This window comes from Sulfitobacter sp. F26169L (genome assembly GCF_026410285.1).
In the GTDB taxonomy this organism is placed as follows: domain Bacteria; phylum Pseudomonadota; class Alphaproteobacteria; order Rhodobacterales; family Rhodobacteraceae; genus Sulfitobacter.
On sequence record NZ_JAPMLP010000002.1, the window covers coordinates 331,462 to 356,332 of the forward strand.

General features: G+C 56.4%; 25 protein-coding genes. 13 read left to right on the plus strand and 12 right to left on the minus strand.

Features of this window, described 5'->3' with window-relative positions:
- Positions 1-296: 296 nt before the first annotated feature.
- From OS189_RS05800 to OS189_RS05830, 7 genes are all read right to left on the minus strand, one after another.
- Entirely contained in the window at positions 297-629 is a 333-nt protein-coding gene (locus OS189_RS05800; RefSeq protein ID WP_267166345.1) for a Rid family hydrolase, read from the minus strand.
- 203 nt (positions 630-832) lie between these two features.
- Entirely contained in the window at positions 833-1,270 is a 438-nt protein-coding gene (locus tag OS189_RS05805) for a P-type ATPase actuator domain-containing protein (protein WP_323380223.1), read from the minus strand.
- 6 nt (positions 1,271-1,276) lie between these two features.
- The gene (locus OS189_RS05810; protein ID WP_267166346.1) at positions 1,277-1,603 is read right to left on the minus strand and encodes a hypothetical protein; all 327 of its coding nucleotides are present in this window, start codon (positions 1,601-1,603) and stop codon (positions 1,277-1,279) included.
- A complete protein-coding gene (locus OS189_RS05815; RefSeq protein ID WP_267166347.1) occupies positions 1,604-1,867 on the minus strand; it encodes a cation transporter in 264 nt (87 codons plus the stop codon).
- Between the two features lie 41 nt (positions 1,868-1,908).
- The gene (locus OS189_RS05820) at positions 1,909-3,405 is read right to left on the minus strand and encodes a heme biosynthesis protein HemY (protein WP_267166348.1); all 1,497 of its coding nucleotides are present in this window, start codon (positions 3,403-3,405) and stop codon (positions 1,909-1,911) included.
- Between the two features lie 12 nt (positions 3,406-3,417).
- Positions 3,418-4,677 (minus strand): COG4223 family protein, encoded by a 1,260-nt coding sequence (locus OS189_RS05825; RefSeq protein ID WP_267166349.1) that lies wholly within the window; start codon positions 4,675-4,677, stop codon positions 3,418-3,420.
- Between the two features lie 73 nt (positions 4,678-4,750).
- On the minus strand, positions 4,751-5,452 hold the full coding sequence (locus OS189_RS05830) for a uroporphyrinogen-III synthase (protein ID WP_267166350.1): 702 nt from the start codon (positions 5,450-5,452) through the stop codon (positions 4,751-4,753).
- Between the two features lie 84 nt (positions 5,453-5,536).
- Between OS189_RS05830 and tsaD the strand changes: the two genes are divergently transcribed.
- Genes tsaD through OS189_RS05850 form a run of 4 tightly spaced genes read left to right on the plus strand, consistent with a single transcriptional unit; the run spans position 5,537 to position 8,265 of the window.
- Positions 5,537-6,622, plus strand: a complete 1,086-nt coding sequence (gene tsaD / locus OS189_RS05835) for a tRNA (adenosine(37)-N6)-threonylcarbamoyltransferase complex transferase subunit TsaD (RefSeq protein WP_267166351.1) — start codon at positions 5,537-5,539, stop codon at positions 6,620-6,622.
- On the plus strand, positions 6,619-7,572 hold the full coding sequence (locus OS189_RS05840) for an NAD(P)H-dependent glycerol-3-phosphate dehydrogenase (protein WP_267166352.1): 954 nt from the start codon (positions 6,619-6,621) through the stop codon (positions 7,570-7,572). Before tsaD ends, OS189_RS05840 begins: the two co-directional genes overlap by 4 nt.
- 1 nt (position 7,573) lies before the next feature.
- Positions 7,574-7,846: a YciI family protein gene (locus OS189_RS05845; RefSeq protein ID WP_267166353.1), complete on the plus strand. Its 273-nt coding sequence runs from the start codon at positions 7,574-7,576 to the stop codon at positions 7,844-7,846.
- Entirely contained in the window at positions 7,846-8,265 is a 420-nt protein-coding gene (locus tag OS189_RS05850) for an EVE domain-containing protein (protein ID WP_267166354.1), read from the plus strand. The genes OS189_RS05845 and OS189_RS05850 overlap by 1 nt, the downstream gene beginning before the upstream one ends.
- A 220-nt stretch (positions 8,266-8,485) precedes the next feature.
- Here the strand turns inward: OS189_RS05850 and OS189_RS05855 are convergent, their stop codons facing one another.
- The 3 genes from OS189_RS05855 to OS189_RS05865 all read right to left on the minus strand — a co-directional run bounded on the left by OS189_RS05855 (position 8,486) and on the right by OS189_RS05865 (position 10,843).
- A complete protein-coding gene (locus tag OS189_RS05855) occupies positions 8,486-8,827 on the minus strand; it encodes a DUF2853 family protein (protein ID WP_267166355.1) in 342 nt (113 codons plus the stop codon).
- A 223-nt stretch (positions 8,828-9,050) separates the two neighbouring features.
- Positions 9,051-10,442: an adenosylhomocysteinase gene (ahcY, locus tag OS189_RS05860; RefSeq protein ID WP_267166356.1), complete on the minus strand. Its 1,392-nt coding sequence runs from the start codon at positions 10,440-10,442 to the stop codon at positions 9,051-9,053.
- A gap of 95 nt (positions 10,443-10,537) precedes the next feature.
- The gene (locus OS189_RS05865) at positions 10,538-10,843 is read right to left on the minus strand and encodes an S-adenosyl-L-homocysteine hydrolase (protein WP_267166357.1); all 306 of its coding nucleotides are present in this window, start codon (positions 10,841-10,843) and stop codon (positions 10,538-10,540) included.
- A gap of 98 nt (positions 10,844-10,941) precedes the next feature.
- Between OS189_RS05865 and OS189_RS05870 the strand changes: the two genes are divergently transcribed.
- The gene (locus OS189_RS05870) at positions 10,942-11,538 is read left to right on the plus strand and encodes an HD domain-containing protein (protein WP_267166358.1); all 597 of its coding nucleotides are present in this window, start codon (positions 10,942-10,944) and stop codon (positions 11,536-11,538) included.
- Positions 11,535-12,020, plus strand: coding sequence for a GNAT family N-acetyltransferase (locus OS189_RS05875; RefSeq protein WP_267166359.1), 486 nt, complete (start codon positions 11,535-11,537; stop codon positions 12,018-12,020). Before OS189_RS05870 ends, OS189_RS05875 begins: the two co-directional genes overlap by 4 nt.
- On the opposite strand, the gene OS189_RS05880 is transcribed toward OS189_RS05875, so the two are convergent.
- The gene (locus tag OS189_RS05880; protein WP_267166360.1) at positions 12,017-12,571 is read right to left on the minus strand and encodes an ActR/PrrA/RegA family redox response regulator transcription factor; all 555 of its coding nucleotides are present in this window, start codon (positions 12,569-12,571) and stop codon (positions 12,017-12,019) included. The two genes, OS189_RS05875 and OS189_RS05880, sit on opposite strands and share 4 nt — an antisense overlap.
- 66 nt (positions 12,572-12,637) lie before the next feature.
- Positions 12,638-13,246: an SCO family protein gene (locus tag OS189_RS05885; RefSeq protein ID WP_267166361.1), complete on the minus strand. Its 609-nt coding sequence runs from the start codon at positions 13,244-13,246 to the stop codon at positions 12,638-12,640.
- 104 nt (positions 13,247-13,350) lie between these two features.
- Here OS189_RS05885 and regB point away from each other — a divergent pair, with 104 nt between their 5' ends.
- From regB to addA, 7 genes are all read left to right on the plus strand, one after another.
- Complete coding sequence (gene regB, locus OS189_RS05890) at positions 13,351-14,742, plus strand: sensor histidine kinase RegB (RefSeq protein ID WP_267166362.1); 1,392 nt, start codon at positions 13,351-13,353, stop codon at positions 14,740-14,742.
- A gap of 82 nt (positions 14,743-14,824) precedes the next feature.
- On the plus strand, positions 14,825-16,330 hold the full coding sequence (locus OS189_RS05895) for a PAS-domain containing protein (protein WP_267166363.1): 1,506 nt from the start codon (positions 14,825-14,827) through the stop codon (positions 16,328-16,330).
- A gap of 49 nt (positions 16,331-16,379) precedes the next feature.
- Positions 16,380-16,847, plus strand: coding sequence for a tRNA (adenosine(37)-N6)-threonylcarbamoyltransferase complex ATPase subunit type 1 TsaE (tsaE, locus tag OS189_RS05900; RefSeq protein ID WP_267166364.1), 468 nt, complete (start codon positions 16,380-16,382; stop codon positions 16,845-16,847).
- Positions 16,844-17,854: an aminoglycoside phosphotransferase family protein gene (locus OS189_RS05905; RefSeq protein WP_267166365.1), complete on the plus strand. Its 1,011-nt coding sequence runs from the start codon at positions 16,844-16,846 to the stop codon at positions 17,852-17,854. Before tsaE ends, OS189_RS05905 begins: the two co-directional genes overlap by 4 nt.
- A complete protein-coding gene (locus tag OS189_RS05910) occupies positions 17,842-18,531 on the plus strand; it encodes a nucleotidyltransferase family protein (protein ID WP_416237454.1) in 690 nt (229 codons plus the stop codon). Before OS189_RS05905 ends, OS189_RS05910 begins: the two co-directional genes overlap by 13 nt.
- Positions 18,524-21,472, plus strand: coding sequence for a double-strand break repair protein AddB (gene addB / locus OS189_RS05915; protein WP_267166367.1), 2,949 nt, complete (start codon positions 18,524-18,526; stop codon positions 21,470-21,472). The genes OS189_RS05910 and addB overlap by 8 nt, the downstream gene beginning before the upstream one ends.
- Positions 21,430-24,855, plus strand: a complete 3,426-nt coding sequence (addA, locus tag OS189_RS05920) for a double-strand break repair helicase AddA (RefSeq protein WP_267166368.1) — start codon at positions 21,430-21,432, stop codon at positions 24,853-24,855. Before addB ends, addA begins: the two co-directional genes overlap by 43 nt.
- Positions 24,856-24,871 lie beyond the last annotated feature (16 nt).

Genomic DNA, 24,871 nt, shown 5'->3' on the forward strand with positions numbered 1-24,871 from the left:
ACAGCGCATGTAATTTTGGGGCGACCCTGCCCTTAGTTTCGCGATGAACCAAAGTCGGGGATCTAGTGTGGTTTCAAGGCTTTTTGTGTCTCTCCAAGGGGGCAGCGTCCGAAATATTCTGGAGCCTTTCCCTAATTTTAGCGACGCAGGACGATTTAAGCTGATAGACAAAGCGGTCTTTGCAGGCGGTCGGATGAATGATCATATCCGATAAGTAGCTATTTTTTCGCTATTGTTCACCTTTCCGAAAACAACCAAAGCGTGATGAGCCGGCTGTATTTCTCTGCCAAGCAGTGTTACGCAGCAACCGCTGCCGTCACGATAATTTCTACCAAAAGATCAGAGCCTACCACCTTTGCTTTACCGCAAGCGCAAGCAGGCGCGTGGCCCGTTGGCACCCAAGCGTCCCAAACGGCATTCATCTCGTCAAAGTCGACCATATCAGCCAGCCATATCGTGACCAAGAGCTGCTTGTCCGCCTGCATGACGGCTTCAAGCAAAGGCACCATTGGCGCCAGCGATGTTAACTTTTTCTCGTGAAGCAGGATGACACAGTCTTCGAGGTTTGCCGTCATTTTTGCAGGTTCCGTGTCGAAGTAAGGGCTGAGGTAGCCGCGATCAAATTGCATGCGCTCAACAACTTTGGCCTCTGTACCGATCATTATACACGTTGGCGTTGCCAAACCCATCGCACAAGGGCAGGTAATGATCAGGACCGACACGCCGACGACCAACATAAACGACAGTTTTGGGTCAGACCCGGAAAAAACCCCAGACGATCATCGTTACCAGTGCCGTCACTAAGACGGCCGGTACAAAACGCAGGGTAATTCTATCGACGAAACCTTGAATGGGGAAGACGGGCACCCTGAACTGTTTCAACCAACCGGATAATCTGCGCAAGCTTGCTGTCATAACCGGTGGCTGTAACACGACAGATCAGGGTGCCTTCGGCATTTACCGTGCCGCCTGTCACCATATCACCCGCCGCTTTGGATACCGGCTTCGGCTCTCCGGTGAACAGGCTTTGATCGACATCACTTTCGCCGTTAATTACTTCTCCGTCTTCAGCGCTCCGTTCAGCCGCGCCCACCATAAATGTGCGGCCAGTAACCAGTTCCGACAACGAGCGTTCAACCCGGTCACCATCGATTTCAAGCCGTACCGGATCGGGGCGATACCGATCAGCCGTTCGATCGCAGCGCCTGTGCGGGTTTTGGCGCGTGCATCCAACCAGCGGCCCAGCAGAATTGACACAATAATGGCGCAGGCCGACTCAAAATAAACCGCGCGATTGTTCAGGCAGCAGTTCCGGCGCGAGCAGCACAAAAATTGAATAGGAAAACGCAGCCCCTGTGCCCGGCGCAACAAGGCTGTTCGTATCAGGCGCACCGCGCGACAGCGCCCGAACACCCCGCCGGAAGAACCTCGCGCCTGGGCCAATAGACAGAAGTGTCGTCAACACGAACTGAATTTGCCACGAAATTTCAATGCCGATCGTTGCGTGTATCGCGCGGTGAACTACGGGGAAAACAAGGCTGCCCATTTCCAGCACGAAGACCGAAATAGCCAGAAGTGCGGCAAACAGCGTTGCACGGCGCAACTAAAGAATGTCGTATTCCTTGGCTTCGCGGCGCGTGTCAGCGTCTTCGCCTTCCTTCGGTTTACCCGGATAACCAGCGCGCTCACGGGCCTCAAAGGCCGCTTTAAGTGCTTTTACAGATTTTGCCGTGAAATGCGCACTTTCATCTGCAAGGCTGACGGCAGCATCTTCGATGCCGTCAGCGTCAAAAAGCGTCTTTTGCGCGCGGGCGGCGCAAGCACCGCACGACACATTTTCTACACGGATGCGAAATGTATCAGACATTTTGCGCCCCCCTGAAGGCGCAATCAATCAGCCCACCGAGGCTACTTAGCGCCCTTTTCACCGTCAGGTTCGGTATTGGTTTCAGCCTCGATAATCTCGGCATCTTCGATGCTTACATCGTCCCCTACCTGCGGTACACCAGTCGCACCTGAATTATCTTCCAGCGCGCCAACAATCAGCGGCAGCATCTGTACACCGGTCGGCATAGCCACATCAGACTGCGGTGGGCGTTTCCATTCAAGGGTGTCAAAGCTGGAACAATTTTCACAGATCGGCTTCCACTCGTTGTGGATGTGCTGGCAGTTTTCGCAAATCCACTGGGGGCCGCGAGGAACCGCGATGGCACGGGCCAGCCAGCCTTTGACAACCGTGTCAGACGCACCTTCACCCCGTTCAATCACCGCCATCAATGTGACAGAGCGAGCATCGGGATCGGTTTCAACCAGATCACCCAGCGCACGGCGCGCGGCTGGAAAATCCTCGTTAGCGATATGCAATTCGGCGAGTAGCATTCTGGTTTCGGGGTGATCTGTTTTGATTTTGGTCAGCGCCGCAAACCGTTTGATCCGCTCGGCGGGAGATTCATTGGGGGCAATTGCGGCAAAGGCGGCTGCCAGATCGGGATGCGGGCGCGCTTCCCATGCCTTTTTCAACACACGCGCGGCATAGCGCGGCTTGTTCTGGTCAATATAGCTGCGGGCGGCCATCACTGCCGCCGGTATCAGATCGGGCGACAGACGGTTGGCTTCAATCGCCGCCTCACGCTTTTCGATCGAGCTTTCATCAGCAAGAATATCCTTCGCCTCTGACAGGGCCAGCACAGCATCGCGGCGTTTGTGAACGTCACGCGGCAACTGACCGTTGCGCAGCTTGGTGTTCAGGGTTTTGCGCGCGCCAGACCAGTCTTCCTTCTCTGCTTGCAGGCGCAGCAGAACATCACCGGTTTCTTCGTGCTTTGGCTTCAGGGCGAATGCCTTTTGCGCCAGTTGCAGCGCGGTTTCGGTATCACCGGCTGCCAGCTTTTGCTTCATGATCCCGCGCACACCAACAAACCGCGTCTGTTCGTTTTCTACCAGCTTCAGGTATGTTTCTTCGGCCTTTTGCGTATCCCCCGCCATTTCGGCGGCTTGAGCAGTCAACAGATTGGTCAGTTCCGGCTTGTTCAGGTACTTGTCCGCCTTTGCAGCTTTTGCCATTGCCACGCGGCCTTCGCCACTGGCCAGTGCCATCAACCCTTCGGACAGCGCGTCAAACCCCTTGCGCTCGCGATTGCGATCAAAGTACCGGGACAGCGCGGTTTCGTCCCCGTTGAGGAATTTCCAGACCGCCAGAAGCAGTGACATAATTTTAAGCAACAGCCAAACCGCCAGTACCAGAACAATCAGCAACAGGATTGACTCCAGTGGACCGGGGCTAAGCTCGTATCCAAGCGCACGGATTTGCAAACCGCCGTCTGCCTCCAGCAGAAGGCCCGCGCCCCATGCCAATGCGCCAACAACGCCAACAAAGATGATGATTTTGATCAAGGACCAGAGCATAAATATTTTTCCTTAGTCTGCCGTCAGGCGTTGTGCCAAAGCATCAGCCGCTGCGCGTGCAGCATTACGGGCATCCGCCGCTGCGCGCCAATCTGCTATTGCGGCCTGCGCTTCTTCGGGCAGGGTATCAAGTTCAGTCAATGTTTTATCCAGATCACCGGACTTTATCGCGGCTTCTGCGCGCGACAAAACGGCGTCGGGATCACTGCCTTCACGCGGGGCGACAGACCGCGCACCCAGCGAACGCTTGAGGAATCCACCCAGCCCCTGCTGGCCCTCTTCAACCCCGCTGGCCCGTGCGGTCGCAAGCGCTTTTCGCGCCTGATCGGGGAATTCGGACTGCAAGGTGCTGAGCGTCGCAACACCATCATCCGCGACATCGCCCAGCGCAGGATCAATCGTTGCCCCCTCAACCGCCTCCAACTCGGCAAGTGCCGCGTCAAAGGGTTGGCCTGCGTCAATTGCAGAAATGATTTTGGTAACCGCCGCCTGAATTGTGGCAGCCCTTGCCGCTTCCGCTGTGGCCTCCTCAACACTTTTTGCGTTGTTTAGAAGGGTCTCGATCTCGCTGCGCTGGGTTTCGACAGATAATTTCAGCGCCGCAAGCTCGGCTGCGTATGCTTCGGCCGCATCCAGATCAACCCTTTCGGGAACTGAAACAACAGGGCGTTCTTCCAGGACTGCAATCCGGTCTTCCAGCGCACTCAACTGTTGTTCCAGCGGAGAAAGATCAACTTGCGGCATCTGGACAGCGGGTTGTTCAGCTGTTTCAAGGGCAGTGATACGCTCTTGCTGGGTGTTCAGATCATTGCGTAGTTTTGTTGTGATGTCTGCGCTGCCATTGCCGAACATATCCATTTCAGCGGCCATAAATCCGATCACGCCGGCAATGATGCCACCCAGAACCAATGGCAGGAATATGCTGCGCTTTTCCTGCACCGGAGTTGTGACGGGAACAGGATGTACCATTTCGGCCACGGTTGTACCCTGTTCTTCTGCCGCTGGAGCATCATCCTGCAACTTCTCCCCGGCGGATTTCTTTTCGTCCGGTTCGCGGTTGCCCGTGTATTCCGTACCGGTTGGCACCGTGTCGGATTTTGCGGCCTGTTCAGGCTCGGGCTTGCTCTTTGCATCTTCTGCCTTGGCAACGTCCACGCTCTGATTGGAAGACGTTTCACCCTCAACGATCACAGCATCTTTTATCTTGGAGTCTGTCGCCTCGCTCTTCGGTGATTTGCTCTTTGAAGGGCCGGTTTTCTTCGATGATGCCACAACATATACCTTTTCGATTCTTGCCCTCTGCACGGGCCCAGCTTTGTAACCTTATCCGGCATCCTCCGGCCCCTCAAGGCAAGGTGACTGTCCTGCACAGGTTTTCAACCGCTTTCCGCATATATACTGCCTGTGGCGCCTGAATAATGACCAGATTTTTCGTCTTTTCCGTGCGAAACGGCTCGGCAACAGCATCACTTAGCGCCACAACGCTGGCGCGTTCCAGTTTTCCTTTTGCCGAACGGACCAGATGCGCCGCAGTGCGCGGCGAAAAAACCGGCACAATGCAGGGCCCGCGCAGCGCGACGATCGCGCGCTGTTCCAGCGGCAGCAAGGTTTGATCATAAAGCGCAACGTGACGTGTTTTGACGCCGGACGCTGTAAGTATCTGCGCAATGTCCCCGCGCGTATGCGTCCCACCCAGATGCAACAAAGGCCCCTTCGGTGGCGTTTTGGACAATGTTGCGATCAGTTCTTTCGCGGTATCACCTGCAAGGGTAGCACTCCATCCCTGCGCTATTGCCTGTTGGGTGGTATGCGCACCTACACAAAATGCGACGCGCCCTTGCCCCGGCGGCGCATGAAGCACACCATTTGCAGAGGTGAATATCACTTGCTGCATTTCGTCGAGCACCAAAGGGGTTTTGGTTGGTGAAATCGCCAATAACGGCGCAATCATCACCCGCACGCGCCCCAGCGCCGCCGGATCAAGAGCCTGCGCAAATGCCTGCGCGCGATCACGGGTGCGGGTCAATAAAAGGGTAGGCAGGGCCATTCGCTTTGACGCTCTCAGGATTGTTTGCCGCGCGGTTGAGTGTTACCTGCCCCCTACCCCCTTCGCAACGGAAACAAGCAGAACATGACCGCGCTCACAATTCTTGGCATCGAAAGCAGCTGTGACGATACCGCGGCGGCAGTCTTGCGCGGGCAGGCAGGGGCGGCCGAGGTACTGTCATCTGTTGTCCTAAGCCAGACGGACCTGCACGCCAGTTTTGGCGGTGTCGTTCCCGAGATCGCTGCCCGCGCCCATGCCGAAAAGCTGGACATTTGTGTCAGGCAGGCGTTGGAGCAATCAGGTCTTGGCCTGGAGGCGATCGACGCTGTGGCCGTGACCGCGGGACCAGGTCTGATCGGCGGTGTTGTATCAGGTGTGATGTGCGCAAAGGGGATCGCACTGGCACGCAATCGGCCGCTCTATGGTGTGAATCATCTGGCAGGTCATGCATTGACCCCGCGCCTGACAGACGGTGTGGCATTTCCCTATCTGATGCTGCTTGTATCGGGCGGGCATTGCCAGTTTCTGATCGTTTCCGGCCCTGATGACTTCCGCCGCCTCGGCGGGACAATAGACGATGCACCCGGTGAAGCATTTGACAAGGTAGCGCGCCTGATCGCCTTACCGCAACCCGGTGGCCCGTCTATAGAGGCGCGTGCGAAATTTGGCGATGCAAAGCGGTTCAAACTGCCCCGCCCGTTGCTGGACCGTGCCGGATGCGACATGTCTTTTTCCGGTCTGAAAACTGCCGTGCTGCGCCAACGCGACAGTTTGCTGGTCGATGGCGCGCTTGCCGCACAGGATCAGGCGGATCTGGCCGCAAGTTTTCAAGCGGCTGTGGTAGACGTACTGGCCGAAAAGACCCGCCGCGCGCTGGTAGAATATGCTACGCTAACGAATATGCGCAGCATCTGTGTAGCGGGTGGTGTGGCCGCAAACATGGCCATTCGTGGCGCACTAAAGAATGTAGCGGCCGAATTTAACGCATCGTTCATTGCCCCGCCGCTGGCGCTATGCACTGATAATGCCGCGATGATCGCCTACGCCGCGCTGGAGCAGATGGGCACACGCGCACCAGATGGCATGACGCTTTCTGCGCGGCCCCGTTGGCCGCTGGATCAAACCGCGCCCGCGATGCTGGGAAGCGGAAAGAAGGGAGCAAAAGCATGAGTATCAGTGTACTGGGCGGCGGTGCTTTCGGAACTGCGTTGGCAATAGCACTTGCGGGTCAAGTGCCCGTTATCCTTTGGGCGCGCGATCCTGCTGACATGCAAGAAGCCCGCGAGAACAAAAAACGGCTGCCGGATTGCCACTTTTCCGATAAACTAGAGGTGACGGGTGATCTGTCTCACGCGTTGACGTCACAGACTATTTTACTGGCGCTTCCCATGCAGAAATTACGGGGTTTCTTACGGGACAACGCGCAGCTTTTGAGCGGCAAATCCCTTGTCGCGTGCTGCAAAGGGATTGAGCTGACCACGGGTGCCGGCCCTGTCCGTATCATCACAGAAGAGGTGCCGGACGCACAAGCCGCGATCATGACAGGCCCCAGTTTTGCTGCCGATATCGCGCGCGGCCTGCCTACGGCGCTCACACTCGCCGCGCAGGACGATGCCCTGGCGCGAAGTTTGCAAAAGGAATTGACCACGCCAACCCTGCGCCTCTACCGGACAACGGATACCATAGGCGCGGAACTGGGCGGTGCATTGAAGAACGTGGTGGCGATTGCCTGCGGCACGGCAATGGGTGCAGGCATGGGGGAAAGCGCACGCGCGGCCCTGATGACACGCGGCTACGCCGAAATGAAACGCATGGCGGAGCATCGCGGCGCAGAGGCGGAAACGCTGGCGGGCCTATCGGGGTTTGGTGATCTAACGCTAACATGCACTTCGGAAGGGTCGCGGAACTACCGGCTTGGCCTCAGCCTCGGGCGGGGCGAAGCGTTTGACGCCGGCACCACCGTTGAGGGCGCCGCAACAGCCCGCGCAATGGCGCAAGTGGCGCGGGAATCAGGGCTGGACATGCCGATTACAATGGCCGTTGCCGCCTTGCTGGATAAATCGTTAGATGTGAAAGATGCAGTTTACAGTTTGCTGAACCGCCCCTTGAAGGAAGAATAAGATGTTTGTTTGCTTGATCGCTCGTGACAAATCCGGTGCGCTTGATGTGCGTATGGAAAACCGTCCTGCCCATGTGGAATACCTCAAAAGCACGGATCACGTGCATCTTGCAGGTCCGTTGATTGATGCTGAAGGCAGCATGTGCGGCTCCATGATTGTGCTGGACGTGCCTGACATGGCCACCGCCGAAACATGGGCGGCCAATGACCCCTATGCCAAAGCCGGTCTGTTCGAGAGTGTCTCCCTGACCGAATGGAAAAAGGTGATTGGCTAATGGCCTACTGGCTGTTCAAATCCGAACCCTCCGAATGGAGCTGGGACGATCAGGTTGCCAAAGGCAGCGAGGGCGAGGAATGGGACGGTGTGCGCAACTATCAGGCGCGTAACTTCATGCGCGATATGGCTGTGGGCGATCTGGGGTTTTTCTATCATTCGCAAAAGGAAAAGGCGATTGTAGGGATTGTAGAGGTCTGCGCGGCAGCACATCCTGACAGCAGCACCGATGATCCACGTTGGGAGTGCGTGGACATCAAGGCCGTGCGCCCGTTTGTGGAGCCGGTAACACTGGACATGGTCAAAGCCGATGAACGGCTGGCTGATATGGCACTGGTACGCAGCCCGCGCCTGTCAGTGCAGCCCGTTAGCGAAGCCGAGTGGAACCTTGTCTGCAAGATGGGAAAGACCGAAGCGTAAATGTGAAAAAGGGTTCCGGCACCCCGCCAGAACCCTTCTCACCCCGTGTGCTCCCTAAGACCCACACACGTATTCGAAATATGTTCTGGCCATACTGGCCGTGAATAGAACTTACGCCAGCTGCGAAATTTTCGCAAGAAAACAGTATTTTGAATTGGTCACATATAAAAAACGCCCGCTTAACCAAGCGGGCGTTTTGACGGCATCATCATTGGTCCGCTTAGCCGTAAACGGATTCTTTGCCAAAGTGCTTGGTCAGCATATAATAAATCACTGCGCGGTATTTGTTCCGCTCTGATTTGCCGTATGTCTCGATTACCGAGTTGATGGCTTCCATCAGGTTTGGGCCGTCAGGCAGACCCAGCTTTTTAATCAGGAAGTTGTTTTTGACAGTTTCCAGTTCGGCTGGCTGGCTGCCTGCCACTGTAGATGCATCAGCGTTATAGATAGAGGGACCACATCCAATGGTTACTTTGGTCAACAGTGCAATATCAGGCTCAATGCCGCATTTGTTTTTCAGATCTTCCGCGTATTTCGCGATCCACTCGTCCCGCTTGCCCATCTGTCGTCTCCTTCTATTGCCTGATTGGACATTTTGCCAATCTTCGCAAAACCCTAATATAATTGAATGCAATTGCGAAAGGAATTTTTGCCACAGGTTTTCCCCATGAGCAGAAAGACGTCCTGAGCCGGATGAGCGAAAGTTACTCTACGCACACGTCACAAGCCGCAAACAAAAACGCCGCCCGACGGAGCCGGACGGCGTTTTGATCAACTAGCAGACATCAGTAGCGGTAATGCTCGGGCTTGAACGGCCCCTCGGGTGACACACCGATATATGCAGCCTGATCGGGTGCAAGTTTGGACAGCTTCACACCGATCCGGTCAAGATGCAGGCGCGCAACCTTCTCGTCCAGATGCTTGGGCAGGATATAAACTTCGTTCTTGTACTGGTCGCCACGCGTCCACAGTTCAATCTGTGCCAGAACCTGATTGGTAAAGGAGGCTGACATCACAAAGGATGGATGGCCAGTTGCGTTGCCAAGGTTCAGCAGACGACCCTCGGAAAGCAAGATCAAGCGACTACCGGACGGCATCTCGATCATGTCGACCTGTTCTTTGATATTTGTCCACTTGTGGTTCTTCAGCGCGGCAACCTGAATTTCGTTGTCGAAGTGACCGATGTTGCCAACAATCGCCATATCCTTCATTTCGCGCATATGCTCGATGCGGATCACGTCTTTGTTGCCTGTGGTCGTGATGAAAATATCGGCTGTGTCGATCACATCTTCCAGCAGCACAACTTCGTAACCGTCCATCGCAGCCTGCAAGGCGCAGATCGGGTCAACTTCGGTAACCTTTACGCGCGCACCGGCACCCGACAGTGAGGCAGCAGAGCCCTTGCCAACATCACCGTACCCCAGAACAACAGCAACCTTGCCGGCCATCATCGTATCGGTGGCGCGCCGGATGCCATCGACCAGCGACTCTTTACAGCCGTATTTGTTATCGAACTTCGATTTGGTAACGGAATCGTTCACGTTGATTGCAGGGAAGGGCAATTGGCCGTTTTTGAAAAGATCATACAGACGGTGCACACCGGTTGTTGTTTCCTCGGAAACGCCGACAATCTGGTCACGCATTTTGGTGAACCAGCCGGGGCTGGCGGCCATACGCTTTTTGATCTGCGCAAATACCGCAACTTCCTCTTCGGATGTGGGCACTTCGATCAGGTCGGTTTCCCCATTTTCAACGCGCGCACCCAGCAAAATGTACAGCGTTGCATCACCGCCATCATCAAGGATCAGGTTCGGGCCATCTGGGAACATGAACGATTTATCGAGATAATCCCAATGCTCTTCCAGCGACTGGCCCTTGATCGCGAAAACAGGTGTTCCGCCTGCGGCGATAGCAGCGGCAGCATGATCTTGGGTGGAGAAAATGTTGCACGATGCCCAGCGCACGTCGGCACCAAGTTCTACCAATGTTTCGATGAGAACAGCTGTCTGAATTGTCATGTGGAGTGATCCGACAATGCGCGCCCCTTTCAGCGGCTTGGCTTCGCCATACTCGCTACGCAATGCCATAAGTCCCGGCATTTCTGTCTCGGCGATGTCCAGTTCCTTGCGGCCATAATCCGCAAGGGCAATGTCTTTTACGATATAGTCGTTGGCCATGCGCGGCGCTCCTTCTGATCACGTTGGATGCGCGCATAGCACCCCACCAGCTGTTTCGCAATCAGCGCCACGCGCGGACCTGCGCGCAAATTCACCTAGCCTTCGGTACGGGCTTGTATCGCTGCAACCATGTCCTGCGCATCCATATCCGCGCTCCAATTCCGGCCCTGCGCGACAACACAGGCTTTGCCGCCAGAAACGTTTCGAACCAATGTCCATGAACCCGATGCATCCGACACCCACAGGCGGGTATCGTTTTGGGTCGGTTCAGCGACAGGACGTTCACCATACCATTCGATCAGAGAAGATTGCATTTCCGACGCCTTCATGCAGACATCCTGGGCAGCGGCGGAAGTGGCCATCACGGCCAGAGCGGCGATTGCAGTCATTGCGGTTTTCATTGTTATCTCCTTGTTGAAGAGACAACAGCACAGCTATCACTATGTTCCATAATATATTTCGGGAACAATTCGCGTTGTCGTAAAACGAGGAGGCACAAATGGCACAACAGCCCCGCGCATGGCAGCGCATGTTATCAGGTCGCAGGCTGGACCTGCTGGACCCGACCCCCGTAGATATCGAGATTGAGGATATCGCCCACGGCCTTGCGTTTGTCGCGCGCTGGAATGGACAGACAAAGGGCGATTTTGCCTATTCGGTGGCTGAGCATTCTCTGCTGGTCGAAACGATCTTTGGCCGCATTGCCCCAGCCGCGCCGGTAAAATGGCGTTTGGCCGCGCTTTTGCATGACGCTCCCGAATACGTGATCGGGGATATGATCTCACCCGTAAAAGCGGCGATTGGCCCAAGCTATGGCGCATTGGATGAACGTCTTGAGGCGGCAGTGCATATCAGGTTCGGACTGCCTGCCAAAGTACCCACATCGGTGAAAAAGCAGATCAAAAAAGCCGACCGTGTGAGCGCATGGATGGAGGCGGTGCAGATTGCGGGCTTCGAGGTCGCGGAAGCGGACCGTTTTTTTGGCAAGCCCGATGCGGCGCTGAAAGAGGGGTTGCAAATTTCGCTGCGCCCCCCTGTCGAGGTACGCGCAGATTTCACCAGACGTCACGCAGAGCTGTTGGAGCAGTTGCCATGATACACGTCCGCCCCGCCATGCCCCTTGATACCGGATCAATGGCAAAACTGCTGAACGCAATTATCGAAGCCGGCGGCACATCCGCGCTTGTCCGCCCTGTCACTGGCGATGATCTGGCTGAATGGATGCAATACGCACCTGATCGCGCCGCATGGCATGTAGCACTGGACGGATCGGAACAGGTGGTTGGATTTCAGTGGATAGAACCCAGCGATCAGCTGCCCACTGAAGCAGCAGAGATTGCAACGTTTGTGCAGATCGGCCAGACCGGCCTTGGCATCGGCTCGGCCTTGTTCACTGCAACTGCCAAAGCGGCCAAGGAAATGGGTTATGTCTGGATTCGTGCCAATATACGCGCCGATAACATCGGCGGCATGACCTATTATCAAAGCCGCGGTTTTCGCGATTATGACGTGATCGAAGGCTATGAACTGGCCGATGGCACGTTGGTCGACAAACGGTTGAAGCGCTACGACGTCTAGCGCGGGCTGCGTTTTGCCAGAATTCGCTGCAAAGTACGGCGGTGCATGTTCAGACGACGCGCCGTTTCAGACACATTGCGATCGCACAGCTCATAGACCCGTTGGATATGCTCCCACCTCACACGGTCCGCGCTCATCGGGTTTTCGGGCGGGGGCGGCAGATCATCACCGTTGGCCAGCAGCGCGTTGGTAATGTCGGTGGCGTCAGCCGGTTTTGACAAATAATCCGTTGCACCGATTTTCACAGCAGCTACGGCGGTTGCGATGGCGCCATAGCCGGTTAGCACAACAACCCGTGCATCGGGCCGCTTTTCGCGCAGAATTTCCACAACATCCAAACCGTTGCCATCTTCCAGCCGCAAATCACACACTGCATAGGCGGGGGGGCGCGCAGTTGCGATTGCTGATCCGGCCGCTACAGATCCTGCTGTTTCCACCTCAAACCCGCGTTTTTCCATCGCTTTCGCAAGCCGGCGCAGAAACGGTTCGTCATCATCAAGCAGCAGCAGGGATTTATCAGGTCCGAGATCGTTCAACTGCTCTTTCTGCATAGCGGTGCGCCCTATTCATAATTGTGTGGTCTCACTACACAGGATATGGGCCGCGATTGCCAGCGGTCAAATGCGATCGACAAAGCATCCGATTTTGTCAGCCACCTGTTCCGGCGTCAGTTCGCGGCGGAAAAATTCCAGAAAACCGTTTTCCGGTGTCACCAGATAGCTAAAGGTCGAATGATCGACAAGATATTCGCCGTCTACTGGCGGATGCGCTTTGTAGTACGTGCGGTAAGCTTTGCTGGCTTCCGCGATCTGTTCGGGGCTACCTGTCAGGCCAATCATCCGCGGATGCATCACCTCGGCAAAATCATTGACAACTTCGGGAGTGTCACGCTCCGGATCGATCGTAATGAATACGGGCGTAACTATCTGGCCGCGTTCTTCCAAAATTTCGATGGCGGCGGCGTTACGATCCACATCAAGTGGGCAGACATCAGGGCAGTAAGTGTAGCCGAAATAGATCAGTGTTGGTTCCGTGATTACTTCCTCGCTGGTGACTGTTTCGCCTGCGCCGTTAACCAACGTAAACGGTCCGCCCAAATCACCCGCCACCGCACCTGCTCCACAAGCAGCGAACTGGTCGTCTTCACCGCTTCGGCCCAGCACCAACATCGTCAGCAGGCCTGCGCCAGCGATGATAACAGCGATAATTGCAGCGATACGGATCATTTCAGCTCCTTTGCACCCGCGTCATTGGTGCGCTTGATGGTCAATTGCCACAGACCTACTCTAGGTTCATTACATTGCAAGTCACATTTCACCGGAGCGCCCAGATGCCGCAGCCTACAATTCGCCCGATTGGCGAACGCAAAAGAGCCAACTGGATCCGTTTGCGCACGATGATCTACCTGCGTTGGGTCGCGATTGTCGGCCAGTTTGTTGCCGTTACGATCGCGCCGTTCCTGTTCGGGCTGCAACTGGAGCTGGGGTGGTGCTACTTTGCCATCAGCGTTTCGGTGATTGGCAATCTGGTAGCAGCATTTGTATTTCCTGAAAACAAGCGCCTTTCAGAGCGCGAAAACATTTCCATGATCATATTCGATCTGCTTCAGCTCGGCTTTCTGCTGTATCTGACCGGCGGACTTAACAACCCATTCACATTGTTGCTACTTGGTCCCGTAACGATTTCAGCAACGGCTCTTAGCCTGCGTTCAACGCTGGTATTATGCGTTATGGCGATTGTCAGCGTCACGGTTCTGGCATTTTTCTATATACCATTGCACACAGAAACCGGTGAGGTCTTGCGCATACCGCAGTTGTTCATTTTTGGTCAGTGGATAGCGTTGGTGATCGCTGTCATCTTTACGTCTGCCTATTCGCGCCGCGTAACATCGGAAATTCATTTGATGTCGGATGCGCTGGCAGCCACGCAGATGGCGCTTGCGCGCGAGCAGAAGCTTACCGATCTTGGCGGTGTCATTGCTGCAGCCGCCCATGAGCTCGGCACTCCTCTGGCAACGATCAAGCTGACGAGCGCCGAGCTGGTGCATGAACTGCATGATCAACCCGACCTGCGCGAAGATGCGGAATTGATCGTTCAACAAACCGACCGATGCCGCGATATTCTGCGCGATATGGGCCGCGCCGGAAAGGACGATCTTCATATGCGTCAGGCCCCGTTGATTACAGTAATCGAGAGCGCGGCCGAGCCTCATATGGAGCGCGGAAAAGACGTCTTGATCAGCCTCGACAGCGGTGAGAATATACCGTCTGCGCAACCTGCAATTTTACGTATGCCGGAAATCATTCATGGCCTACGTAATCTGGTGCAAAATGCTGTGGATTTTGCGGAAACTACGGTCTGGATTGAAACCCGTTGGAATGCTGAAACCATAACGGTTCGGATCCTGGACGATGGCAAGGGGTTTCCGCCGCAGCTTTTGGGCCGTTTGGGTGATCCATTCATGGGCCGCCGCCAGCGCACCAACTACGACACGGCTCGCCCCGAATACGCAGGCATGGGCCTCGGGCTATTCATCGCAAAAACCCTGCTTGAACGTTCGGGTGCCATGCTGCGATTCGCTAACGGTGCAGATGATGCGACCAACCGGACAAGAAAGATCGGCGCCGTTGTCGAAGTGAGATGGCCCCGCCGCAAGATCGACGCACTTGCAGGCGACAACCCTGTGGCATCGGGACGCAACACCCGATTTGCTGAGATGTGAGACAGCCTCAATGTTAACATTTTTTTAAGGGTAAATACGCAAACTTTCAATCTAGCTTAGGGATCTTGCGGAGTTGTTGTCCTTGAATGATCTGGTTCTAGTCCTCGCCGTTGTAGTACCAACGGTAATCGGCAGCCTTTGGTGGGTCCTGCGTTCGCGCGATGACAATCCCGCTTTGACAGCAGACGAGCTGCCGATGATTCTAGTCAGGCATGGGATTGTCGATCATGCGTCAGATTCCGTTCTTGAACGTCTGCCCATCGTCATCGGTGCGCATAGCTGGGGCGATCTGCGTGAAATCCTTTTGCCAGAATTTCCCGGTATTCCGACTGATATGTTACCGGATAGCAACGACGATACGGTTGTAACAGTTCGGCACGATACATCAGCCGAGTATTCGGGGATCAGGGTAGTTTGGCAGGCGGATGGAGCTTTGCTGACGTTCCTGCCAGCCGAAGCTGAGCAGTCCGCGGTGCAAAACACTGATGAGCTTGATCTGTTGCACCAATTAAGCGTCACGCTTCCCCATCCCGCATGGAAAACAGATAAGGCTGGCAAAGTTGTGTGGAACAATGCGGCATACTCAGCCCTTGCGAAGCGTTTGCCGGAAGGTTCCAAAGACACCTGCGAACCTGTGTTTGATCTGTCGGGCGGTGCCGATGGTGAAAACGCGGGTCGCGTGCAGATCGACATACCTGATACGGCGTACCCAGAGTGGTATGATGTGACCCGTCATCCCCTCGGCCAAGGCACATTATATCATGCAACATCGCTGACCGCCCTGATAAAAGCCGAGGAAGCACAGCGCGATTTTGTGCAGACCCTCGCCAAAACATTTGCGCATCTGTCTATCGGTTTGGCGATTTTCAACCGTGACCGCCAGCTTGCTTTATTCAATCCAGCGCTTGTTGACCTGACGGGCCTGTCGGTTTCATTCCTAAGCCCGCGGCCGACACTCGATTCCTTTTTTGATGCCATGCGTGAAAACCGCCGGATGCCGGAACCAAAGAATTACAAGACATGGCGCCAGCGTATGGCAGATCTAGTCAGCGCCGCGGAAGTAGGACAGTTCGAGGAAACATGGACGCTGGAGACCGGCCAGACTTACAGTGTGAAAGGCCGACCTCACCCTGACGGGGCCATCGCTTTTTTGATTGATGATATCAGCGCAGAAATCTCACTAACCCGGAATTTCCGCGCGGAACTTGAGCTGGGACAAAGCCTTGCGGATACTTTCGAAGATGCAGTGGCAGTGTTTTCCCAGTCCGGTACGCTCACCTTCTCCAACAAGGCTTATGATCTGCTTTGGGGATTCCAGTTTGATACAAGTTTCGCTGACGTCACGATCGGGGACGCTATTTGCATGTGGAAAGAGAAATCTACGCCCAATCCGCTTTGGCAGGACCTGCACGATTCTGTGATGTCGCTGGAAGATCGCGGGGTATGGGAAATGCCTGTTTGTATCAAAGGCAAGCTTCCGATGCAGTGTAAAATCGTCCCCATTGCCTCGGGTGCAACGGTTGTCCGGTTTTCGCGCCAACCCGTACCGGCACCATCCGGCTTGCCCGTCCCAAGCGAACGAACGTGAGTAACCAACAGCTCTTTCACGCCAGGTGATTGACCGCTAGTTTGGGATCATGCAAATCACCACAACACTCACGGCACCCGACCAAACAGCTATTCTTGCCCAGCGCCTTGGCCAGCATTTGCAGGCGGGTGATACGATACTGCTGACGGGGGATGTGGGTGCGGGAAAAACCCATTTTGCGCGTGCGCTGATCCAATCGCTGCTGGCTGCAGCAGAGGATGTCCCCTCACCCACATTTACGCTGGTACAGGTCTATGACGCGGCATCTGGCACCGAGATATGGCACGCAGATCTCTACCGCCTGAGCGATCATTCCGAAACTGACGAACTGGGCCTTGTGGACGCAATGGATCAGGCGATCTGTCTGATCGAATGGCCTGATCGTCTGGGCGCATTATGCCCCGAGGATGCACTGGACATCACACTCGCCACAACCGATGCTGAAAACGCACGTACCCTGACCGCAAAATGGTCGGCCTCCCGCTGGGACGCAAAACTGACTGACTGGATTCCATGACCGACCGCTCAAGCCTATTGACCGAATTTATCCGAAACGCCGGTTGGGGCGATGCGAAACGTCTTACTATCGCGGGTGATGCCTCCAATCGCCGCTACGAGCGCCTGACTGCGCCGGACGGGAAGACCCTGATCCTGATGGACGCCCCTGCGGATAAGGGCGAGGATGTACGCCCCTTTATCACCATCGCCGAGCATTTGCGGAGCGTCAACCTCAGCGCACCGGAGATCGTGAACAAAGATGTTTCCAATGGCTTTCTACTGATTGAGGACTTGGGCGATGATCTGTTCAAACAAGTGATCGCCCGTGATGCGGCGCTGGAAATGCCGCTGTACGAAGCCTCTGTTGATGTGCTCACAACTCTGCACGCCGCGCCCCGTCCACCGCTGGAGCCTTACGACACTGCTACGATGACTACTTTCTCTGCGCGCGCCTATGAATGGTATCTTTTCGGCCTCACGGGGGCGAAAAACACGCCGCAACAGGCCTTATTCGAACAGATCATATCGGATCTTCTGACCCCGCTTGAAAACGAACCTCAGGTTCTGATCCATCGGGACTATCACGCCGAAAACCTGCTGTGGCTGCCTGACAGGATAGGCCCCGCAAGGGTGGGGCTTCTTGATTTTCAGGATGCCATGCGCGGCCACGCCGCCTATGATCTGGTGTCGATTCTGCAAGACGCGCGGCGTGATGTATCGCCCGCGATAGAGGCCGCGATGATTGATCGCTATCTTTCGCAAAACCCCCAAAACGAAGAAAAATTTAGGCTGGCTTATGCGCTTCTTGGGGCGCAGCGAAATTTGCGCATCGTGGGAGCATTTGCAAAGCTGTGCATCGAACTGGGCAAGCCGCGCTACATTGATCTGATCCCCCGCGTCTGGGAGTTTGTGGAGCGTAATCTGGCACATCCTGCGCTCGCGCCACTTGAGGCGCATGTATTTGCAACCCTGCCCGCGCCCACACCAGAAAACCTCGCCCTTCTGAAATCGAAATGCGCAGCATGAGCTTTTCCGTAATGCTTTTTGCTGCCGGTTTCGGCACGCGGATGAAGCACCTGACAGCACACACGCCAAAACCGATGGTGTTGGTTTCAGGCCGCCCGCTGATTGATCATGCGTTGGATCTTGCGCGTGATATCGCACCGCAGGTCGTTGTCGCCAATCTGCATTATCGGCCTGATACGCTGATAGATCACCTCACCCCGTTAGGTGTGAAAACTATGGTCGAGACGCCGGAAATACTGGAAACAGGTGGCGGGCTACGCAATGTCTTGCCTCTGCTGGGCAATGGCCCCGTCATCACCATGAACACCGATGCAATCTGGCGTGGGCCGAACCCGCTGCGCTTGTTGCTGGACGCATGGAAGCCCGCGCATATGGATGCGCTGTTGATGGGTATTCCCCCCGCCAACGCGCTGGAGCATGAAGGCGACGGTGATTTTACGATTGCCGCCGACGGGCGCCTGACGCGCGGTGCAGGTGTTGTGTATGGCGGTGTACAGATTATCAAAACCGATCTGCTGGCCGATATCGCCCAAAAGGCTTTTTCCCTCAATCTGGTGTGGGATCAAATGCTGGCCAAAGGCACGCTGCACGGTCTGTCCTATCCGGGCCATTGGTGTGACGTGGGCCATCCAGATGGGGTAAAAACAGCAGAAAGACTGATTGCATCCGATGTTTGACCCCCAAGACTCCCCCCGTGTTTTCGGCCTGCCTGCCGGCGTTGATTTTCCACAAATGTTGGTGGAAGGGTTGCTTCACCGCTTTCAGGGCAAGCCGCCCGAGGCATTGGCGCGGGTGGAACTGCTGGTAAATACGCAGCGTATGGCGCGCCGTTTGCGGACAATGTTCGAAGACGGGCCTGCGATGCTGTTGCCCCGCATCCGGCTGATCACCGATCTGGAAACACTGGCCCCCAGCGTCGTCATCCCCCAAGGTGTGCCTGCCCTGCGCAGACGGCTTGAACTGATCAAGCTGATACTGGCCCTGCTTGAAAAATCACCCGACCTCGCTGCGCGCTCGTCGCTGTATGATCTGGCAGACAGTCTTGCGGCCTTGATCGACGAGATGCAGGGCGAGGGCGTGACACCCGACACAATCGCCGATCTGGACGTAACTGATCAATCGGGCCACTGGGAACGGGCAAAGGTGTTTTTGGGGATTGTGCAAAACTATCTTTCCATGACCGAAGCCGCACCGGACAAGGAAGCAAGACAGCGCGCGCGCGTTCTTGGCATCGCCGCCCTTTGGGCAGAACACCCGCCAACCCATCCGGTTATCATTGCAGGTTCAACCGGATCGCGGGGCACGACGATGTTGCTGATGCAAGCTGTCGCCAAGCTGCCGCAAGGTGCGTTGGTCCTGCCCGGTTTTGATGACGATCTGCCGCCCGAGGTATGGGCCGCGCTCGATGATCCGATGATCTCGGAGGACCATCCGCAGTTCCGGTTTTATCATCTGATGAAGGCGCTGGGCAGCACCCCGAATGCTGTTCAAAAATGGCATCAATGCGCCCCTCCTTCGCCCGCGCGCAACAAGCTTGTGTCGCTTTCGCTGCGCCCTGCCCCTGTCACCGACGCATGGCGGATCGAAGGTCCGCAGCTGGAGGATCTGGAGCAAGCCACACAGGACATGACACTGGTGCTGGCGGAAACCCCGCGCGGTGAAGCCTTGACGATTGCGTTGCGTTTGCGACAAGCCGCCGAAGACGGGCAAACCGCTGCACTTATTACGCCCGACCGGATGCTGGGTCGCCGCGTAACGGCCGCGTTAAGCCGTTGGGATATTCTGCCCGATGACAGTGCGGGTACACCGCTGCAACTTTCCCCGCCCGGCCGGTTTCTGCGTCATGTTGCGGCGCTGTTGGCGCGGCGTCTGGATGCCGAAGGGTTGCTGACCCTTCTGAAGCACCCGCTGACCCACAGCGCGGAGGACCGGAATTTGCACCGCCTGTACACACAGCGATGTGAACTGGCAATCAGGCGGCACGGCCTTCCCTATCCCGATGCGGACACATTTGTCGCCCTGTGTGAAAAAGCTGTGCCGGACGATGCGGGGATGCAGCGCTGGGCAACCTGGGTTGCCACATCCATGATGGGACATCTTGATCATCAGACGCATCCGCTTTTGTATTGGGTGACCCTGCATCTGAAGCTGGCAAATGATCTGGCCGCTGGCCCGTCAGCGAATGAGGCGCATGAGTTGTGGCAGCAAAAGGCGGGCATGGAAGCGCTGCGGGTCATGCAGGAACTGCTGGCAGAGGCGAAATATGGCGCGGCGCTGACGGCGGCTGATTACGGTGATCTGGTCGGCGCACTTCTGGCCGCTGGCGAAGTGCGCGACCGCGATGCGCCCCACCCCGATATCATGATCTGGGGCACGCTGGAGGCACGGGTGCAAGGCGCTGATCTGGTGATCCTTGGCGGGCTGAATGACGGAACATGGCCCGAAGCTCCGCCGCCCGATCCCTGGCTCAATCGCAAGATGCGCAATGACGCCGGGCTGTTGTTGCCCGAACGCCGTGTCGGACTGGCCGCGCATGATTACCAACAGGCGGTGTGCGCGCGTGAAGTCTGGATCACCCGTTCAATCCGCTCCGAAGATGCGGAAACAGTGCCTTCGCGCTGGGTGAACAGGCTGGGCAACCTGATGGGCGGGTTGCCCAAACAGGGTGGCGTAGATGGTTGGAAAGCAATGATTGCGCGCGGTGACCACTGGCTGTCACAGGCCCGCGCACTGGAGGCGGTTGACCGCGTACCATCTGCGCCGCGCCCCTCGCCCCGCCCGCCACTCACCGCGCGTCCCCGCAGCCTGTCTGTTACCCAGATCAAAACCCTGATCCGCGACCCATACGCAATTTACGCAAGGCACAGCCTGCGGTTGCGCGCGCTCAATCCGCTGGTGCAATCCCCCGATGCGCCGCTGCGGGGGATCGTCACGCATACCGTGATGGAGCATTTTATAAAATCGGTAATGGCTGATCCCGCCAACCTGAACCGCGTGCATTTGCTGGATATCGCCAGCACAGTGCTCACCGAACTTGTGCCATGGCCGGCTGCGCGTACGATCTGGCTGGCGAAACTTGACCGTATGGCCGACTGGTTCATCGAGGCAGAGCGCGCGCGGCTTGCCAGCGCCACACCTGTTGCGTTTGAAGAAGATGCGCGCGGAGTGTTGGATCTGTCTGAACTGGGTTTCACTATCAGCGGCGTAGCCGACCGGATTGATCGCAATGCGAGCGGTGACATCCAGATTTACGATTATAAAACCGGCAAACCGCCTACCGACAAGCAACAAAAACACTTTGATAAACAGCTATTGATTGAAGCCGCGATGGTAGAAGAAGGCGCGTTCAAAAAGATCGGCGCTGCGCCCGTATCCGCCGCCACGTTTATCGGCCTCGGTAACCCGCCGGTTGAGGTGAATGCACCGCTGGAAGATGAACCGCCAAGCGTTACGCTGGAAAATCTGCGTAAATTGATCGCCGCGTATCTCGACCTTGATCAAGGCTTCACCTCACGCCGGATGATGGAGCGTGACGGGTTTGCGGGTGATTATGATCACCTTGCCCGTTTCGGAGAATGGGACGGATCAGACCCCGCCACACCACAGGATTTGACATGAACGATCTGCCCGAATGGGATGATGCAACCCGCGCCCAGATCACTGCCGCGCGCCCCGATATGTCAACATGGCTGAGCGCCAATGCCGGATCGGGCAAAACCCGTGTGCTGACTGACCGCGTGGCACGGTTGCTGCTGGAAGGCGTAAAGCCGGAGCATATCCTGTGCCTGACCTACACCAAAGCCGCCGCATCAGAGATGCAGAACCGTCTGTTCAAACGGCTGGGCGAATGGGCGATGATGGAGGACGATGCCCTGCGCAAAGGTCTGCGCGACCTTGGTGTACTCAAAAACATCTCGCACGAACAACTGCGCGAGGCGCGCACACTATTTGCGCAGGCGATCGAAACTCCTGGGGGCCTGAAAATCCAGACGATCCATTCGTTCTGCGCCTCGCTGCTGCGCCGCTTTCCGCTGGAAGCGGGTGTCAGCCCGCAGTTCAAGGAGATCGAGGACCGCGCCGCCGAACTGCTGCGCGAAGATATACTGGACGCCATGGCGGAAGGGCCGCAAGCGGGGTTGGTTACCGATCTGGCTGCGCATTACACTGGCGAAAGCTTTGCCTCGCTGACCCAGGCAATTACAGGCAAACGGGAGTTGTTTGTTGACCTTCCCGACGATCTGAATGCGCTGTTCGATCTGCCTGCCGGATTTGACATCACTGCCCTGCCCCGTGATGTGATGGATGATGCCGTTGCGCGCTGGATGCCCGATGCGATCAACGTCTTTGCCAATCAGAAGGCTGTCACCATGACACGCCTTGCCGATGGTCTGCGCGCGATCAACTTTAATGATCCGACGCTGGCCGATCTGGACAAACTCAAACCGCTGATGCTGACGCAAAAGCTTGAATTGCGCAAAAGCTTTCCCACCAAAGATGCCAAGGCTGATCTTGGCCCGATGCTGACCCCGTTCGAGGATCTGGCCGTTCGCGTGATCGAGGCACATGATTTGCAGATGCGGGCACGCAACGTATCGCGTACGCGCGCCCTGCACCGTTTCGCCACCGCTTTCATCACCCGTTACGAGGCCGAAAAGCTACAGCGCGGGTGGTTGGATTTTGACGATCTGATCCTGCGCGCCCGCGCCCTGCTGAATGATCCCAAAGTGGCCGCATGGGTGCTGTACCGCATTGACGGCGGCATCGATCACATTCTGGTTGACGAGGCACAGGACACATCACCGCGCCAATGGGACGTTATCGAAAAACTGGCGGACGAGTTTTCATCAGGTGCAGGTGCGCGCGACGAAGACATTGCGCGCACGCTTTTTGTGGTGGGTGACAAAAAGCAATCCATCTACTCGTTTCAGGGCGCCGATCCACGCGAATTCGATCTTAAACGCGTCTCGTTTCAGGAGAGTTTGCAAGGTGCAAACCTCAGCTTTCAGAACGAGAGCCTTGATTATTCGTTCCGCTCTTCTCCTGCGATTCTGCGCGTCGTTGATCAGACCTTTAACACAAAGCCCGATCCGCGGATGGGGGAAGATATGACGCATCTAGCCTTTAAGGATGCACTGCCGGGGCGCGTTGACCTCTGGCCGCTGGTCGAACCCACCAAGGATGATGAGGAAGAGCCCGACTGGACCGATCCGGTGGACCGCAAAAGCCAGCAACATCACACAGTCATATTGGCCGACCAGATTGCACAGCAAATCAAACATCTGGTTGAGGGAGAGCATTACATACCCGACGAGGCAAATGATCGCAGCATGATCCGCCGCCGGATTACTGCGGGTGATTTCCTTATTCTGGTGCGAGGGCGCAAGACGGGACTGTTCTCCGAGATTATTCGCGCGTGCAAGGCTGCTGGTTTGCCTATAGCGGGGGCTGACCGCCTAAAGGTCGGCGCGGAACTGGCCGTGCGTGACATAGGCGCGTTGCTATCGTTTTTGGCAACGCCCGATGATGCCCTTTCCCTTGCTACAGCGCTGCGCTCTCCGCTGTTTGGATGGGACGAGCAGGCGGTTTTCACCCTGTCCCATTACCGCCCCGAAAAGCTGGACCTGTGGCAAAGCCTGCGCACGCAGGAAGATCGTTATCCCGATACACTGAGGGTATTACACGATTTGCGCGGGCAGGTCGATTTTCTGCGCCCCTACGATCTGATCGAACGTATCCTGACCCGCCATGACGGCCGCCGCCGGCTTCTTGCACGGATGGGAACAGAGGCAGAAGACGGGATCGACGCGCTGCTGGGTCAGGCACTGGCGTATGAGCGTACCGAAGTGCCCAGCCTGACGGGTTTCCTTGAATGGATGCAGGCCGATGATTTGGAAATCAAACGCCAGATCGACAGTGCATCGGATCAAATTCGGGTGATGACGGTGCATGGCGCAAAGGGTCTGGAAGCGCCGATTGTTATCCTGCCGGACACAGGGATCAAAAAGAACGATATCCGCGATGAGATCATCCAGTTGAATGGTGTACCGATCTGGAGACCAAATGCGCCGGAAATGACCCAAGGAATTGCAGCCGAGATCGACACCCTGAAAGAAGCGCAAACCCAAGAGAGCCTGCGCTTGCTGTACGTTGCGATGACCCGCGCTGAAAAATGGCTGATCGTTGCGGCGGCTGGTGGCCTGCCCAAGGATGGCAATAGTTGGTATCAAATGACCCAAGAGGCGCTGGGCCACCTGAACGCAGTTCCGTTTGTGGATGGTCCCGTCAGCGGCATCCGCCATGAAGAGGCCGGATGGAACGCCCTTCCGATTGTCGAAGTTTCAAGAAAAACGACACAAACGGCCCAGTTAGAGCCTGTATTTTTCAGGCATCCGCCGCCTCCTCCCACTCGGAAAACGGTGCTGACGCCAACCGAATTGGGCGGCGCGAAGGCACTGGCCGGGGAAGCGGGACAGGACGAAGAAGCTGCTAAATCCTATGGCGCGCTGGTGCATCAGCTGTTGGAGCATCTTGCCCCTATTGCGGTGCCAGCGCGTACTACCGCGGCAGACCAGTTGACCCGCGGAGTTGATCCGGCAATTGCGCAAATGGCACTCACAGAAACTATAAACGTTCTGGATAATCCAGCGCTAGCCGATGTCTTTTCACACTCTGCACTGGTCGAGGTTGCGCTGACCGCTGACTGGCAGGATACGCGCCTGTACGGTATCGTTGACAGGTTGATTGTGGAGGCTGACCGGGTATTGGCAATTGATTTCAAAACAAACCGGACCGTGCCAGAGACGCCAGCCGCTTGCCCTGAAGGATTACTGCGCCAGATGGGTGCCTATGCCCATGCGTTGCAAGCAATCTATCCCGATCACCGGATTGAAACCGCCATTCTGTGGACCCACACCGGCAGCCTGATGGCTTTGCCGCACGAAACCGTGACAAGCGCATTGCAGCGCACAGGTCATCTTGACGCAGCGCCGTTGCCTTCTTAGGTAACACTCGAACCCG

What these genes read in the sequence shown, in the direction of transcription:
- OS189_RS05815 (WP_267166347.1), bottom strand. Translation starts at nt 1,867, where the DNA reads ATGTCTGATACATTTCGCATCCGTGTAGAAAATGTGTCGTGCGGTGCT.
- ahcY (WP_267166356.1), bottom strand. Translation starts at nt 10,442, where the DNA reads ATGGCCAACGACTATATCGTAAAAGACATTGCCCTTGCGGATTATGGC.
- tsaD (WP_267166351.1), top strand. Translation starts at nt 5,537, where the DNA reads ATGACCGCGCTCACAATTCTTGGCATCGAAAGCAGCTGTGACGATACC.
- addA (WP_267166368.1), top strand. Translation starts at nt 21,430, where the DNA reads ATGGGACGGATCAGACCCCGCCACACCACAGGATTTGACATGAACGAT.
- OS189_RS05800 (WP_267166345.1), bottom strand. Translation starts at nt 629, where the DNA reads ATGCAATTTGATCGCGGCTACCTCAGCCCTTACTTCGACACGGAACCT.
- OS189_RS05885 (WP_267166361.1), bottom strand. Translation starts at nt 13,246, where the DNA reads ATGATCCGTATCGCTGCAATTATCGCTGTTATCATCGCTGGCGCAGGC.
- OS189_RS05905 (WP_267166365.1), top strand. Translation starts at nt 16,844, where the DNA reads ATGACCGACCGCTCAAGCCTATTGACCGAATTTATCCGAAACGCCGGT.
- OS189_RS05880 (WP_267166360.1), bottom strand. Translation starts at nt 12,571, where the DNA reads ATGCAGAAAGAGCAGTTGAACGATCTCGGACCTGATAAATCCCTGCTG.
- addB (WP_267166367.1), top strand. Translation starts at nt 18,524, where the DNA reads ATGTTTGACCCCCAAGACTCCCCCCGTGTTTTCGGCCTGCCTGCCGGC.
- OS189_RS05840 (WP_267166352.1), top strand. Translation starts at nt 6,619, where the DNA reads ATGAGTATCAGTGTACTGGGCGGCGGTGCTTTCGGAACTGCGTTGGCA.
- OS189_RS05830 (WP_267166350.1), bottom strand. Translation starts at nt 5,452, where the DNA reads ATGGCCCTGCCTACCCTTTTATTGACCCGCACCCGTGATCGCGCGCAG.
- OS189_RS05865 (WP_267166357.1), bottom strand. Translation starts at nt 10,843, where the DNA reads ATGAAAACCGCAATGACTGCAATCGCCGCTCTGGCCGTGATGGCCACT.
- OS189_RS05820 (WP_267166348.1), bottom strand. Translation starts at nt 3,405, where the DNA reads ATGCTCTGGTCCTTGATCAAAATCATCATCTTTGTTGGCGTTGTTGGC.
- OS189_RS05855 (WP_267166355.1), bottom strand. Translation starts at nt 8,827, where the DNA reads ATGGGCAAGCGGGACGAGTGGATCGCGAAATACGCGGAAGATCTGAAA.
- OS189_RS05870 (WP_267166358.1), top strand. Translation starts at nt 10,942, where the DNA reads ATGGCACAACAGCCCCGCGCATGGCAGCGCATGTTATCAGGTCGCAGG.
- OS189_RS05875 (WP_267166359.1), top strand. Translation starts at nt 11,535, where the DNA reads ATGATACACGTCCGCCCCGCCATGCCCCTTGATACCGGATCAATGGCA.
- regB (WP_267166362.1), top strand. Translation starts at nt 13,351, where the DNA reads ATGCCGCAGCCTACAATTCGCCCGATTGGCGAACGCAAAAGAGCCAAC.
- OS189_RS05850 (WP_267166354.1), top strand. Translation starts at nt 7,846, where the DNA reads ATGGCCTACTGGCTGTTCAAATCCGAACCCTCCGAATGGAGCTGGGAC.
- OS189_RS05910 (WP_416237454.1), top strand. Translation starts at nt 17,842, where the DNA reads ATGCGCAGCATGAGCTTTTCCGTAATGCTTTTTGCTGCCGGTTTCGGC.
- OS189_RS05845 (WP_267166353.1), top strand. Translation starts at nt 7,574, where the DNA reads ATGTTTGTTTGCTTGATCGCTCGTGACAAATCCGGTGCGCTTGATGTG.
- tsaE (WP_267166364.1), top strand. Translation starts at nt 16,380, where the DNA reads ATGCAAATCACCACAACACTCACGGCACCCGACCAAACAGCTATTCTT.